A 13064-nucleotide genomic window follows, 5' to 3' on the forward strand; every position below is an offset into this window, starting at 1 on the left:
CGAGGGGCTCGTTGAGGGCATGACCGGCGTGCACCCGGACGCCCCCTTCGCTCTTTATCGACTTTGAGAGCCTGGTAAATAACCGGTTCAGGGAGCGCGGGCGGGTTGCGGGATGACCCGTCCGGCGGCCTGGGTGGCGGGCCAGGCGGCGGCAATTGACTTGTCCGCGCCGATAGCCTGGCATCGGGGATAACCACAGTGTCCGAAGCGGACGGAGGGCGACGATGGCACGGCAGCGAGTCGGGCGGCGGCCGAGCCAGCCACGGGCGCCCTATCGGGGGCCGGGCTGGACGCGGCAGCCGACGCTGGGCGTCGACATCGGCGGCGTGATCGTCACGCTGGCCGACCGGGACGAAGACACCTCCTTCTTCGGCGCCCGCCCCTTGGAGACGCCGGCGGTAGCGGGCGTCTTCGAGGCCCTCGCCGCGCTGGCCCAGCAGCGGTTCGCCGGCCGGGTTCACCTGATATCCAAGGCCGGCCCGAAGGTGGCCGCCAACACCCGCGACTGGCTGGCCCATCACGACTTCTTCGACCGCACCGGCATCCCCGCGGCCCACCTGCACTTCGTGCGGCAACGCCGGGACAAGGCCGCGGTGTGCCAGCGCCTCGATGTCACTCACTTCGTCGACGACCGCCTCGACGTGCTGGCCTACCTGGACACCGTTGAGCACCGCTACCTGTTTCTCGGCGGGACCGAGGAGCCGGTCACCGCACAGACCATCCCGCCCTGGGCGGCAGTGGTCCACACCTGGGCCGAGCTGGCGACCCTGCTGCCACCGTCCGGTCAGGCGAGGGGCGCATCGCTACCGTGATGATCCCCGATTGGGCGAGTATCGAACCGTCCTCGACCACCGCGGCCATAGCGGTACCCGATGGTTGACTCTCTCCCAAGGAGAGGGGTCGAGGCTGTTGGAGGCGTAGGGTGACGGGGCAGGGGTCGGGTGGCCCGGGGCTCGCACCCCGGGCTCCCATAGAACGGAGCGTGACAGTCTCCCGTCACTCCGCTCCCGCCATCTTGATCATCAAGGGGTTTGTGACCCAGGCCCAGTGTGCGAAGAACCGTGGATGCCGTTGTACGGCTTGGTCCCAGGCTGTACGGGCCTTTCTTCGGGCACGGAGCCGTTTGTACTTCTTGCGGGTCCAGCGCACCAGGTAGGTGTTGATGCGCGCCAGAAGGATGGACAGGGCGGAGCGGTAGAACGCCCCGTAGAAGTTCATCCATCCACGAACGACCGGGTTGACTTGTCGGGCTCGAATACTCGGTTCGCGGTTTGACGTGCGGTTCTGTGCGATGTCGACCTTGGCGTGTACGCGACGATCCGGGTCATGAGCGTGTCGCTCGTGTACCTGCTGCTGCGGCAGGTCCTGCAGATGTTGACCCAACTCGCCCGCGACGATGGCGCCAAGGACGTCGAGCTGCTTGTGCTGCGACGTCAGGTCGCGGTGCTCCGCCGGCAGGTGACCCGTCCGGATCTGCGGCCCGAAGATCGGGTGGTGTTGGCGGCGTTGTCACGGCTGCTGCCCCGCACACGCTGGTCGGCGTTCTTCGTCACCCCGGCCACCTTGCTGCGCTGGCATCGGCAGCTCATCGCCCGGCATTGGACGTTCCCGCACGCCCGAGCCGGCCGGCCACCCGTGGACAAGGAGATCCGGGATCTGGTGCTGCGTCTGGCAACCGAGAACCCAATTTGGGGACACCGCCGAGTGCACGGCGAACTCGTGGGTCTGGGCTACCGGGTCGCGGCCAGCACCGTTTGGAAGATCCTTCACGAAGCGGGCGTCGACCCGGCACCGCGCCGCAGCGGGCCGACGTGGAAGCAGTTCCTGACCGCCCAAGCGCACACCATCATCGCCTGCGACTTCTTCACCGTGGACACGGTGCTGCTGCAACGCATCTACGTGCTGTTCTTCCTCGAACTCGCCACCCGTCGCGTACACATCGCTGGCGTGACCGCGCATCCGACCGGCGCCTGGGTGACCCAGCAAGCCCCCAACCTGCTGATGGACCTCGACGGTCGACTCGCCGGTCTGCGGTTCCTGCTGCGCGACCGGGACGCCAAGTTCACCACGATGTTCGACGCCGTGTTCACCGCCGCGGGAATTGAGGTCTTACGTAGTCCACCGCAGGCACCTCGCGCGAACGCATACGCCGAACGCTGGGTCGGTACAGTCCGCCGCGAGTGCACCGACCGGCTCCTCATCGTCAACCAACAGCAGCTGACCCAGGTGCTGACCGAGTACGCCCGGCACTACAACTATCACAGGCCGCACCGCGCCTTGCAGCAACAGCCACCGCAACCACGGCCGCGCGTCGTCGACCTCGACACGGCGCAGGTCCGGCGACGACCGATCCTCGGCGGACTGATCAACGAGTACGCGCAGGCAGCGCAACCGAACCCCAATTCCCGAGCCCCACAGGTTGTGCCGGGTTCTCGGGATCGCCCAGTCCTCGTTCTACCACTGGAAGGCCACCGCGCCGGCAAGAGCGGCCCGCGCCGCTGCCGACGCCCGGTTGGCGGTGCGGATCCGGGCCGTGCACACCGATTCCGACGGCACGTACGGTGTCCCGAGGATCACCGCGGAACTCCGCGACCCCGACTGCCGCCACGGCGGACAGCCGGTCAACCACAAGCGCGTCGCCCGTGTCATGCGCGGCGTCGGCCTGGCCGGTCTGCGGCTACGCCGCCGGCGACGCACGACGATCCCGGACCCGAACGCGGCGAAGGCACCGGACCTCATCGGCCGTGACTTCACCGCCCCGACACCGAACGAGCGCTACGTCGGCGACATCACCTACCTGCCCGTCGGTGACCGCGGATTCCTCTACCTGGCAACGGTGATCGACCTGCACTCCCGTCGCCTGGCCGGGTGGGCGATCGCCGACCACATGCGCACCGAACTCGTCCTGGACGTGTGGGGTGCCAGCTCGCGGTTCCGCGGCTCTCGGCGTTGAGACCGACCGCTGCTGGATCAGCCGGGCTGCCCGTCAGGGTGGTAGGGGCACGAGGTCTACAACGATCTCAGCGGAAATGCCGGCAAACCTCAAGCGGCGCGGCGGTATTCGTGGATCAGCCCACCCAAGACCTCGACCCGTTGCACCGACGACTCGACGGCGCCCGGCTCGACCAGCGTCAACCCGGGAGCCGGGCACGGCGGCCGCAGATCCAGGCTACGGTGAGGTCGTACCGTGTTGTAGTGCCGCAGGTACTCGGTCAGCACCCGGCGCAGCTGGCGCTCGTTCCAGACCAACGTCCAATCCAGACACTCAGACCGGACCGTGCGCACCCAACGTTCCGCGTAGGCGTTCACGCGAGCAGTCCGCGGCGGAATCCTCACCACGTCGATGCCCGCCGCACCGAACACCGCGTCAAAGGCGGCGGTGAACTTCGCGTCTCGATCCCAGATCAGAAACCGGAACCGGTGCCCCAACTCCTCCCGGTCCATCAACAGATTCCGGACCTGCTGCGCCACCCACGCTCCGGTCGGGTGGGCGGTGATCCCAACCAGGTGTACCCACCGTCGCTGCACCTCGACCACGAACAGCACGTACAGCCGAGTCAGGCCGACCGTCTCCACCGTGAAGAAGTCCGTCGCCAGCAGCCCACGGGCCTGGGTTCGCAGAAACTGGGTCCAGGTCGGCCCGCCCCGCCGGGGTGCCGGCCCGATCCGTTGGCGTCGCAGAATGCGACGCACAGAGGTGGCCGAGACACGCACGCCGAGGTTGCGGCACTCCCCCACGATCCTCAGGTAGCCCCACCGAGGGTTCTCCCGCGCCAGCCGGACCACCAGCGCGACGATCTCCTCGTCCAGACCGCGCGGGTCACGACCAGCGCGCGGGTAGGTCCACCGGCGGGCAATCAGCTCCCGGTGCCAGCGCAACAACCTCGAGGGCGTAACCAAGAATGCCGCCCACCGCCGCTCGCGCGGCAACAACCTCGCCAACGCGGCCAGCACCATCCGATCGACCGGGGTGTACCTCGCACGCGGCACCTGGCGACGCAGCACCGCCAACTGGTGACGCAGCACCGCGATCTCCACCGCATCCGCGTCCGGCGTCGGAGCACACCCCAGCACACCCAGAACCCGCCGAACGATCATCAACGCTAACGTGCGAGCGACCACACCAACGAGCCTGCCCGATCGAATCTCTGCAGCCCAGAGCCATCACCCTGAAGTGGCATCCCACACGCTGCCCTCCTGGCCGCGGTGGCTGACCCGAACCGCGGGTTCGATGCGATCGTGGTCGGCGAGTACGAACGCGCCTTCTACGGCGACCAACTGTTGCAGATGGCGCCGCTGTTCGAACGCCACGGCGTCCAGCTGTGGCTGCCCGAGGTGGACGGCCCGGTGGACGTCGGGAACCCGACGCATGTGGCGTTGATGATGCTGCTCGGCGTCCAGTCCAAACGCGAGGTCCTACGCTCCCGCTTCCGCGTCATCGCGGCGATGCGAGCCCAAGCCCGCGAGCAGGGCCGGCACCTGGGCGGCCGGCCACCCTACGGATACCGCCTCGTCGACGCCGGCCCGCACCCGAACACCGTCCACGCCGGATGGGGACGACGTCTGCACCGTCTCGAACTAGATCCAGCGACCGCGCCGCACGTGCGGTGGATGTTCGCCCAACGCCTCGCCGGGCACAGCTTCGCCGGCATCGCCCGCGACCTCAACGACCGCGGCATCCCCTGCCCGTCCGGCGCCGACCCCCGCCGCACCCGCCACCGCAGCGGGGAGGCGTGGACGTTGCAGACCGTCGCGGCCATCCTGGGCAACCCCCGCTACACCGGCCGGCAGATCTGGAACCGGCAACGCACCGACCGGAACACCACCCACCGCGACGACCCGTTCCACCTGCCCGGCCTGGACGAGCCACGACGGTGGAACCCGGCCCACGACTGGGCCATCTCCAACGAGGCCGCCCACGTCGGTCTGGTCAGCGAACACGACTTCGTCACCGCACAGACCATCCGCGCGGCCCGCCCCGCGCAGGACGGCACCACCCGCACCTATCTGCTCACCGGTCTACTGCGCTGCGGCATATGCCAGCGGCGCATGGACGCCCACTGGGTGCACGACTGGCCTGGCTATCGCTGCCGCCACGGCCACAGCAGTTCCCGAAGCGCGGACGCCGCCCGCCCCAGAAACCTCTACATCCGCGAAGACCACGCCCTCGCCCGGCTCACCCAAATGCATGCCGACCTCGGCCGTTGCGCTCCCGAAGACCTCGCCGACCAGCTCCGCGCATATCAGCTGGTCATCACGACCGACGGCATCGCCTGGAACGTCGAACCCGCCAAGAACCAACAAACCCCGAACACGAAAGTAGCCCACCCGCAGCAGACGCGGATGAGCTTCGTGGGGTAGTTACGTGTCCGAGATTCGAACACATGTCCACAGCACACCTGGTGGGAGCAGGTGTTCATGCGCCTGAGGGTAGCCAGCGAAGCGTGCGTGGGCAACGCGTCACGCCGGCTAGTACGGGTTCGGCTCGTCCTCGGGTTACTCTTCGTGGGGTGGAGCAGTCGACGCCGTACAAGCCCATGACACTTGCGCGCCTGGGCGCGATGCTGGCTGGTTCTGACGACTCCCGGCGGTGGCGGCTCGTAGCGGAGTTCCTGGAGGAGTACCAGTGGGAGCCCGCAGCGGAACGCGGCTCCCTGCTCGACCAGGAGCCGGCACGGACGGGCGACGAGCAGTGGGACGTGTTTCTCGCCGCGCTGGCGGAGCACCTAGCAGCGAAGGACGGGCATGCCGCGCCGAGATGGGCTGAGACGCGGGCGCTGCGGCGATTCTGGTTCCCGTTCAATACCCGGGCAGCGCGGGTCGACGCGGTGGTGAACGCTCCGGCGGCCTTCCGTCGGCGGGGTGTCTATGTGGCCGCGCAGGAGCTGAACGTGGCATGAGCATCGATGATCCATTACTCGACCGCCACGCCATCGAGGAGGCGTTCCGTCGGCTTGGGGACCGGCTGGCCCGGCGTGGTGTGGTGGCGGACCTCTATATCTTCGGCGGCGCGGCGATGGCGCTCGCCTACGATGCGCGTCGGGCTACCCGTGACATCGACGCGGTGTTCCAGCCCCACGGCGTGGTCGTGGAGGAGGCCAGGGCGGTGGCCGCCGAAATGGGGTTGCCTGAGTGGTGGCTCAACGAGCAGGCCAGCGCCTATGTTGCGCGAGGTGAGGACGCCAACGCACCGCGGGTCTTCGATCATCCGGGCCTGCGGGTCTCGGCGGCGTCGCCAGAACATCTGCTGGCGATGAAGGTCCTCGCCGCGCGGCGCCGCGACGCGGAGGACATCCGATTCCTTGTCAAGCACCTCCAGTTCGACCGAGCAGAGGACGTCCTCGCGTTGTGCGCGGAGATTTTTCCCGAGGAGCGGGTTCCGGACCGGGCGCGGTTGGTGCTGGAAGACGTGTTCGAGGATCTTTGACCCATCGAGGTGTCAGGCTCCCGCTGGTTCGTTCTCAAGGTCGGCTTCCGGGCCTGTCGGGCTCGAATACTCGGTTCGCGGTTTGACGTGCGGTTCTGTGCGATGTCGACCTTGGCGTGTACGCGACGATCCGGGTCATGAGCGTGTCGCTCGTGTACCTGCTGCTGCGGCAGGTCCTGCAGATGTTGACCCAACTCGCCCGCGACGATGGCGCCAAGGACGTCGAGCTGCTTGTGCTGCGACGTCAGGTCGCGGTGCTCCGCCGGCAGGTGACCCGTCCGGATCTGCGGCCCGAAGATCGGGTGGTGTTGGCGGCGTTGTCACGGCTGCTGCCCCGCACACGCTGGTCGGCGTTCTTCGTCACCCCGGCCACCTTGCTGCGCTGGCATCGGCAGCTCATCGCCCGGCATTGGACGTTCCCGCACGCCCGAGCCGGCCGGCCACCCGTGGACAAGGAGATCCGGGATCTGGTGCTGCGTCTGGCAACCGAGAACCCAATTTGGGGACACCGCCGAGTGCACGGCGAACTCGTGGGTCTGGGCTACCGGGTCGCGGCCAGCACCGTTTGGAAGATCCTTCACGAAGCGGGCGTCGACCCGGCACCGCGCCGCAGCGGGCCGACGTGGAAGCAGTTCCTGACCGCCCAAGCGCACACCATCATCGCCTGCGACTTCTTCACCGTGGACACGGTGCTGCTGCAACGCATCTACGTGCTGTTCTTCCTCGAACTCGCCACCCGTCGCGTACACATCGCTGGCGTGACCGCGCATCCGACCGGCGCCTGGGTGACCCAGCAAGCCCCCAACCTGCTGATGGACCTCGACGGTCGACTCGCCGGTCTGCGGTTCCTGCTGCGCGACCGGGACGCCAAGTTCACCACGATGTTCGACGCCGTGTTCACCGCCGCGGGAATTGAGGTCTTACGTAGTCCACCGCAGGCACCTCGCGCGAACGCATACGCCGAACGCTGGGTCGGTACAGTCCGCCGCGAGTGCACCGACCGGCTCCTCATCGTCAACCAACAGCAGCTGACCCAGGTGCTGACCGAGTACGCCCGGCACTACAACTATCACAGGCCGCACCGCGCCTTGCAGCAACAGCCACCGCAACCACGGCCGCGCGTCGTCGACCTCGACACGGCGCAGGTCCGGCGACGACCGATCCTCGGCGGACTGATCAACGAGTACGCGCAGGCAGCGCAACCGAACCCCAATTCCCGAGCCCCACACGCCGCGATGACTGAGCAGCAGGACACCCCCGAGCCCGACCACGAAGCCATCCGCGCCCGCGCCCTGCTCGCAGACTGCAACACCAAACTCGCCCGCCACCGCGCCGCCCTGGAAGAAGGCGCCGACCCAAAGATCGTGACCGGGTGGATCGCCGAGGTCGAACTCGAACGCCGCCGCGCCCTCGCCGTCCTCAACCAACCCCCACCCAAACCAGCCCAGCGCATGACCCAAGAACAGATCAGCGACCTCGTGACCAGGCTCGGCAACATCCTCACCGTGCTGCGCGAGGCCGACCCCACCGACCGCGCCGAGGTCTACCAGCAGCTCCGGCTGCGGCTGACCTACCACCCGGCAGAACAGAAAGTCCGCGTCCAGGCACAGCCTGACGCGGACTCATATGGGAAAAAGGTTCGTGTCCGAGGCCGGATCGATACCGTAACCCCACACGAGCCGTTGACTGACGTCCACATTGCCATCGAACCATAGATTTCGGCCGCTCTGTTCTGACCATGACCCGACGTGATGGTGGCAGCTGATGAAGCTGCCGTTGTGCGTAGGGGTCAGATCCCTGTGCACCGCGTCGTTCCGCGCGGCGTGGCTAGAGTCGACCAGGTGCGTGTACCAGCAAGCATCCCGGTCGAGCAGTACCTTCTCAGCCGCCTCCGCGATCAGGCGCTGGTGGGAGGGGCTGTGGTGTACTCGGTGTCGCTGACTGGTTCGAGCCAGTGGACGACGTCGTGCTGGTCGTCTGTTTCGTTGATGGCGAGGTGGACCATGAGTCGGTTGGGTGCGGCGCCGTGCCAGTGTTCCTCGTCGGCTTCGAACAGGACGCGGTCGCCGGGGCGGATGATTTCGATGGGTCCGCCTCGGCGCTGACACAGGCCGATGCCTTCGGTGACGAAGACGGTCTGGCTGAGTGGGTGACGGTGCCAGTGGGTACGGGCGCCGGGCATGAAGTGCACCAGGTTCGCCCTCACCCGTGAGGGCGGGGGTGCGGCGGCGACCGCGTCGATGTAGACGTCGCCGGTGAACCAGTCATTGGGTCCTTTGGCGGTATCAAGGGAACTGCGGGTGATCTGCATCAGCTTCCTTCGGTGTCGTGGACCGCGCCTGGGTGGTGCCCCTGAGCGGCCCGGCCGATGTCTGGTCCGGGGATTCGGCGGCGACGGTGGTGGCTGCCCAGGAGGCGAGCAGGCGGAGGCGTTCAGCGGACGGCGACCCGGGTTCGGCGGTGTACACAAGCAGCACAAGGCCCGGCTCGGCGGTGATGGCAAGCTCCTCATAGACGAGGGTGAGGTCACCGACGACGGGATGGTTGAACCGCTTGGTGCCGGTGCCGTGGGTTCGCACGTTGTGGTCCGACCACAGCCGGCGGAAGATTACGCTGCGGGTGGAGAGCTCGCCGACGAGGTCCTGGATCCCGCGGTTGTGCGGGTCGCGGCCGGCCTCGGTGCGCATGACGCCGACGCACATCTCGGCGAGCCGGTCCCAGTCGGGGTAGAAGTCGCGGGATGCTGGGTCGAGGAACTGGAATCTGGCCAGGTTCGGCAGGCGTCCGCCGTCGCCGATCACCGGTGAGTAGAACGCTCGGCCGAGCGCGTTGGTGGTGAGGAGGTTCTGTTGTGGGTCTCGGACGAATGCGACGGCGTCGGTGATGGCCTCCAGCGCCCATCGCAGGCTCGGGCGTGCGGCGGCTTTGGTGGCGGCGCGGCGTCGGGGCCGCCCCGAGGTCGGGATGCCGTCGGCGGCGCGGGCGAGGTCGAACAGGTGCGCGCGTTCGGTCTCGTCGAGCTGCAGCGCGCGGGCGAGGGCTTCCAAGACGCTGGACGACGCGCCAGCGATCTGGCCGCGTTCGAGGCGTGCGTAATATTCCACGCTCAGTCCGGCGACCGACGCGACCTCGCTGCGCCGAAGGCCGGGGACACGGCGGCTGCGCGTGGGCGGCAGGCCAACCTGCTCGGGGGTCAGCCGGGCGCGTCGCGTGGTCAGGAACTCGCGTACCTCGGAACGGTTGTCCACCTGTTGAGCGTAGGCCGCGGCGACGCTGTACGCCGTTGACCAGGGGTTCCCTGTCAGTACACCCATCCACAGGGACTTCTCGCTGTTCAGACCAGCGCGTTCACTGGATGTCGTGGCCCGCGGGGCTGTCCTGATCGAAGCGGTGAACGGAGCACACGACCATGCGTGGAGTTGTCATGTACGGGGCCGGGGATGTGCGGGTCGAGGAGCGCGAAGACCCCAAGATCGTCGAGCCGACCGACGCGATCATCCGCCTGGCCGCGACCTGCATCTGCGGCAGCGACCTGTGGCCGTACCGCGGCGCCGAGCCGGTCGAGCAGCAGGTGATGGGCCACGAGTACGTCGGCGTCGTCCAGCAGGTCGGGTCAGAGGTCCGCACCATCAAGGTCGGCGACTTCGTCGTCGGCTCCTTCTGGGCCTCCGACAACACCTGCCAGATCTGCACGGCCGGCTACCAGGCGTACTGCGTGCACCGCGTCCTGATGGGCACCATCGGCACCCAAGCCGAGCTGGCCCGCATCCCGCTCGCCGACGGGACTCTCGTCGCGACCCCCGGTCAGCCCGACCCCGACCTCATCCCGTCGCTGATGGCGACCTCCGACGTGCTCGGCACCGGCTGGTTCGCGGCCGTCGCAGCCCAGGCCGGGCCCGGCAAAACCGTTGCGGTCGTCGGTGACGGCGCGGTCGGCCTACTCGGCATCCTGGCCGCCCAGCAACTCGGTGCCGAACGCATCATCGCGTTCAGCCGCCACGCCGACCGGCAGGCACTCGCGCAAGAGTTCGGCGCCACCGACATTGTGACCGAACGCGGCGACGCCGGTGTCGAGAAGGTCAAGGAGCTGACCAGCGGTCTGGGCGCGCACAGCGTGATCGAGGCTGTCGGCACCCAGCAAGCCATGATGCAGGCCATCGGCTCGACCCGTCCCGGTGGCCACGTCGGCTTCGTGGGGGTCTCCCACGACGTCGCCATCCCCGGCGACGAGCTGTTCATGGCGGGCGTTCACCTCCACGGCGGCCCCGCCCCCGTCCGGCAGTTCCTGCCCGAGCTGATCCAGCTGATCTGGGACCGCACCATCGACCCCGGCAAGGTCTTCGACCTCACCCTGCCGCTCGACCGGGCCGCAGAGGGCTACCAGGCAATGGACCAGCGCACCGCCACCAAGGTCCTACTCACGCTCTGAAGCGACAGCCCGTCCGAATGCCGTCCCGGACAACCTCAATGACACATGGAGACGCCATGCCAGCCTCACGCACGGCCGCCTACGCAGCGCTGTTGACGGTCGTCGCACTGACCGCTACCGGCTGCGGTGACAACGTCCAATCCGGCGACACCCGCGGTGGAACACCATCCACATCGCCGTCGCCCACCCGCACCAACTCCTCGCCCAACCAGGAAGAGCAGATGAAGATCCAGATCGCCATCGGCAATCAGCGCTTTCAGGCCACGATCCTCGACAGCGCCGCCGGCCGTGACCTCATCGCCCAGCTACCCCTGACCATCGACATGACCGATCACGGCTCGGTGGAGAAGACCGGCCCGCTACCGGCACCGCTGTCACTGGATGGCCAACCAGACGGCGCGGATCCCGACGCCGGAGATGTCGGCTACTACGCACCCGGCAACGATCTCGTCTTCTACTACGGCGATCAGTCGTACTTCCCCGGCATCGTGATCATCGGTCGTCTGGACGGTGACGCCGCCAGCCGCATCGTCGACATGGACGGCGCCATCACGGCGACCGTCGAGGCCCGCGCCGGCTGAGCCTCGCTACCGGCCCCACCAGGAGACACGATGAACCCCACCTACGACTTCACCGGTCAGGTCGCGCTGGTCACCGGCGCCACCTCGGGCATGGGACTGCGGGTGTCCAGGTCGAGTTCGAATGTGCCGTGCAGGGCCACGTTGGACCAGCACAGCGGGGTCAGGCCGCGAAGGTCGTGCGGGGTGAGCCGTCCGGCCCATTCGGGTGCGTCGAGGACCCGGTCGACCAGGCGGGTGTTGATGAGCACCAGGGCGGATTGCAGCAGGTGCAGGGCGAGCATGGAGATCTCCTGCGCTTCGCGGTCGGCGCCGGGCAGTTCGGCGTCGCGGCCGTAGTGGATGGCAACGTTCGCCGAGTTCCACTGTTCGACGACTTGGAGCCCTTCGTGGATCTCGCGGCGCAGATCGGGGTCGGCGAGGTGGGCTTACGCTTTGAACGGGTTGTTGTACCACTGGATCCACCGTTCGTAGCCGTCCCAGTCAGGTGCCTTGGTCGGCGCTTCCCGTGGCCAGCCTACGGTTACGCGGTATCCGCGTGGAATGGTCTTCCAGTACGTGGCCTGCCACGGGATCAAGGTTTCCCATCGTTCGCTGCCGGGCACGACAGCGAACCGAGTGTGCCACCGGATGTGGGAAGCCACCCGATCGCGATCGAGGCCGGCCACCTCGACCTCATCGGGATCAAGGCCGGCCGACTCATCGAGGAAGCGGCTCCAGTCCGGCTTGGCCAGAGCCTCCCAGCGTGCGCCGCCGCGTGAGGTCATCCCGTACGACATGACCGGCCCGCAGCCGTGTAGCGCCGCCTCGATCTCGGATCGGTGCAGGGATCGGCCCAAGTCTTCGCGGTCGTCACTGCACCGCGGCCCATAGGCGTCGATGAACCCGCCGCGAAAGAGCCGATCCACCAGGTTCAGCAGGGCGTCCGGATCCAGTCCATGCCCTGGACGGTTCAGTGGCACCTCCAGCTCTTCCCAGAGCAGCCAGTCCAGATGCACCCGGCCTGTGACCACGACATCCAGCAGCCAGAATTCCGCCTCATCCATGGGCACGAAGCCACATCCCGATGTCCACAGCCAGGAAACGTCGCGCTGACGAAGTGACCTCGACAGCCTCAGGTGTCAAGAATTGCTTGGGCAATGCTTCTCCAGCCGAATGCTCGCGCGCGGCGTCCACCTCGATGCCGCTTCGTCGACACCCGCCTTTGAGGTCCAGGATTCGACCCGCCCGGCGCGCCAGATCAGGGCCCGGGCGGTGACCGCCACGCTCGTCGATGCCGACAGCGGCAAGCAACAGCGGCTGAGCCCACCATGCCGGTCGACCGGCCTCACCGGCGGGCAGTGGGCACGATTCTCTCATTCATGCGAATCATGGTGCCATCGCCGCGCAATGGCCGGCAAGCGTGGAAAAGATACCGCCCGAGCCGACCACCACGCGCGGCCGCCGATCAGAAAAGCTCCAGGTACCCAAGATCACATACGCGCTCATCGGCATGACCGAGCGCGGGCGGAACCTACCTGCCGTGACGGTGAGCCAAGGGTCGGCTCGCGGAGCACACGCACTGCGCAGTTGGCCGCGGAAGGAAGCCGGGGATCCGGGCAGGGGCGTCGCCCGCCGTTTCGCGTGCTGG

General features: G+C 67.8%; 12 protein-coding genes and 3 pseudogenes. 9 read left to right on the top strand and 6 right to left on the bottom strand.

Annotated elements, in window-relative coordinates; translation table 11 throughout:
* Positions 1 to 224 precede the first annotated feature (224 nt).
* On the top strand, positions 225 to 812 hold the full coding sequence (locus V6V89_RS39260; RefSeq protein WP_334624768.1) for a hypothetical protein: 588 nt from the start codon (positions 225 to 227) through the stop codon (positions 810 to 812).
* 184 nt (positions 813 to 996) lie between these two features.
* Here V6V89_RS39260 and V6V89_RS39265 read toward each other — a convergent pair whose 3' ends face one another.
* A complete protein-coding gene (locus V6V89_RS39265; RefSeq protein ID WP_334624769.1) occupies positions 997 to 1383 on the bottom strand; it encodes a group II intron maturase-specific domain-containing protein in 387 nt (128 codons plus the stop codon).
* A 687-nt stretch (positions 1384 to 2070) separates the two neighbouring features.
* Here V6V89_RS39265 and V6V89_RS39270 point away from each other — a divergent pair.
* Positions 2071 to 2283: pseudogene (locus tag V6V89_RS39270) on the top strand (integrase core domain-containing protein); the annotation flags it as partial.
* A 136-nt stretch (positions 2284 to 2419) separates the two neighbouring features.
* Positions 2420 to 2944 (top strand): annotated as a pseudogene (locus V6V89_RS39275) (IS3 family transposase); the annotation flags it as partial.
* A gap of 98 nt (positions 2945 to 3042) precedes the next feature.
* On the opposite strand, the gene V6V89_RS39280 reads toward V6V89_RS39275, so the two are convergent.
* Entirely contained in the window at positions 3043 to 4098 is a 1056-nt protein-coding gene (locus V6V89_RS39280; protein WP_334624770.1) for an integrase core domain-containing protein, read from the bottom strand.
* Positions 4099 to 4206: 108 nt separating this feature from the next.
* Between V6V89_RS39280 and V6V89_RS39285 the strand changes: the two genes are divergently transcribed.
* From V6V89_RS39285 to V6V89_RS39300, 4 genes are all read left to right on the top strand, one after another.
* Positions 4207 to 5361 carry a recombinase family protein gene (locus tag V6V89_RS39285; RefSeq protein ID WP_334624771.1) on the top strand — a complete coding sequence of 385 codons (1155 nt, stop codon included), beginning with the start codon at positions 4207 to 4209 and terminating at the stop codon, positions 5359 to 5361.
* A gap of 149 nt (positions 5362 to 5510) precedes the next feature.
* Positions 5511 to 5900, top strand: a complete 390-nt coding sequence (locus V6V89_RS39290) for a hypothetical protein (RefSeq protein ID WP_334624772.1) — start codon at positions 5511 to 5513, stop codon at positions 5898 to 5900.
* Positions 5897 to 6427: a DUF6036 family nucleotidyltransferase gene (locus V6V89_RS39295; RefSeq protein ID WP_334624773.1), complete on the top strand. Its 531-nt coding sequence runs from the start codon at positions 5897 to 5899 to the stop codon at positions 6425 to 6427. Before V6V89_RS39290 ends, V6V89_RS39295 begins: the two co-directional genes overlap by 4 nt.
* A 137-nt stretch (positions 6428 to 6564) precedes the next feature.
* The gene (locus V6V89_RS39300; RefSeq protein WP_334624774.1) at positions 6565 to 8142 is read left to right on the top strand and encodes an integrase core domain-containing protein; all 1578 of its coding nucleotides are present in this window, start codon (positions 6565 to 6567) and stop codon (positions 8140 to 8142) included.
* Positions 8143 to 8324: 182 nt separating this feature from the next.
* Here the strand turns inward: V6V89_RS39300 and V6V89_RS39305 are convergent, their stop codons facing one another.
* The gene (locus V6V89_RS39305) at positions 8325 to 8738 is read right to left on the bottom strand and encodes a (R)-mandelonitrile lyase (RefSeq protein WP_334624775.1); all 414 of its coding nucleotides are present in this window, start codon (positions 8736 to 8738) and stop codon (positions 8325 to 8327) included.
* On the bottom strand, positions 8713 to 9675 hold the full coding sequence (locus V6V89_RS39310) for a helix-turn-helix transcriptional regulator (RefSeq protein WP_334624776.1): 963 nt from the start codon (positions 9673 to 9675) through the stop codon (positions 8713 to 8715). The genes V6V89_RS39305 and V6V89_RS39310 overlap by 26 nt, the downstream gene beginning before the upstream one ends.
* 161 nt (positions 9676 to 9836) lie before the next feature.
* Between V6V89_RS39310 and V6V89_RS39315 the strand changes: the two genes are divergently transcribed.
* Together V6V89_RS39315 and V6V89_RS39320 are read left to right on the top strand one after the other, a co-directional pair.
* Complete coding sequence (locus tag V6V89_RS39315; protein ID WP_334624777.1) at positions 9837 to 10856, top strand: zinc-dependent alcohol dehydrogenase family protein; 1020 nt, start codon at positions 9837 to 9839, stop codon at positions 10854 to 10856.
* A 56-nt stretch (positions 10857 to 10912) separates the two neighbouring features.
* Positions 10913 to 11437: a cyclophilin-like fold protein gene (locus V6V89_RS39320; protein ID WP_334624778.1), complete on the top strand. Its 525-nt coding sequence runs from the start codon at positions 10913 to 10915 to the stop codon at positions 11435 to 11437.
* 56 nt (positions 11438 to 11493) lie between these two features.
* Here V6V89_RS39320 and V6V89_RS39325 read toward each other — a convergent pair.
* Together V6V89_RS39325 and V6V89_RS39330 are read right to left on the bottom strand one after the other, a co-directional pair.
* Positions 11494 to 11844, bottom strand: a pseudogene (locus V6V89_RS39325) (Tn3 family transposase); the annotation flags it as partial.
* An 18-nt stretch (positions 11845 to 11862) separates the two neighbouring features.
* On the bottom strand, positions 11863 to 12480 hold the full coding sequence (locus V6V89_RS39330; RefSeq protein WP_334624779.1) for a hypothetical protein: 618 nt from the start codon (positions 12478 to 12480) through the stop codon (positions 11863 to 11865).
* Positions 12481 to 13064: the final 584 nt, after the last annotated feature.

The sequence above is a fragment of the Micromonospora sp. CPCC 206061 genome (assembly GCF_036906915.1).
GTDB lineage: Bacteria > Actinomycetota > Actinomycetes > Mycobacteriales > Micromonosporaceae > Phytohabitans.

Excerpts from the sequence above, each read along its gene's own strand:
- V6V89_RS39260 (WP_334624768.1), top strand. The coding sequence starts at position 225 with ATGGCACGGCAGCGAGTCGGGCGGCGGCCGAGCCAGCCACGGGCGCCC.
- V6V89_RS39280 (WP_334624770.1), bottom strand. The coding sequence starts at position 4,098 with ATGATCGTTCGGCGGGTTCTGGGTGTGCTGGGGTGTGCTCCGACGCCG.
- V6V89_RS39295 (WP_334624773.1), top strand. The coding sequence starts at position 5,897 with ATGAGCATCGATGATCCATTACTCGACCGCCACGCCATCGAGGAGGCG.
- V6V89_RS39300 (WP_334624774.1), top strand. The coding sequence starts at position 6,565 with ATGAGCGTGTCGCTCGTGTACCTGCTGCTGCGGCAGGTCCTGCAGATG.
- V6V89_RS39305 (WP_334624775.1), bottom strand. The coding sequence starts at position 8,738 with ATGCAGATCACCCGCAGTTCCCTTGATACCGCCAAAGGACCCAATGAC.
- V6V89_RS39315 (WP_334624777.1), top strand. The coding sequence starts at position 9,837 with ATGCGTGGAGTTGTCATGTACGGGGCCGGGGATGTGCGGGTCGAGGAG.
- V6V89_RS39320 (WP_334624778.1), top strand. The coding sequence starts at position 10,913 with ATGCCAGCCTCACGCACGGCCGCCTACGCAGCGCTGTTGACGGTCGTC.
- V6V89_RS39330 (WP_334624779.1), bottom strand. The coding sequence starts at position 12,480 with ATGGATGAGGCGGAATTCTGGCTGCTGGATGTCGTGGTCACAGGCCGG.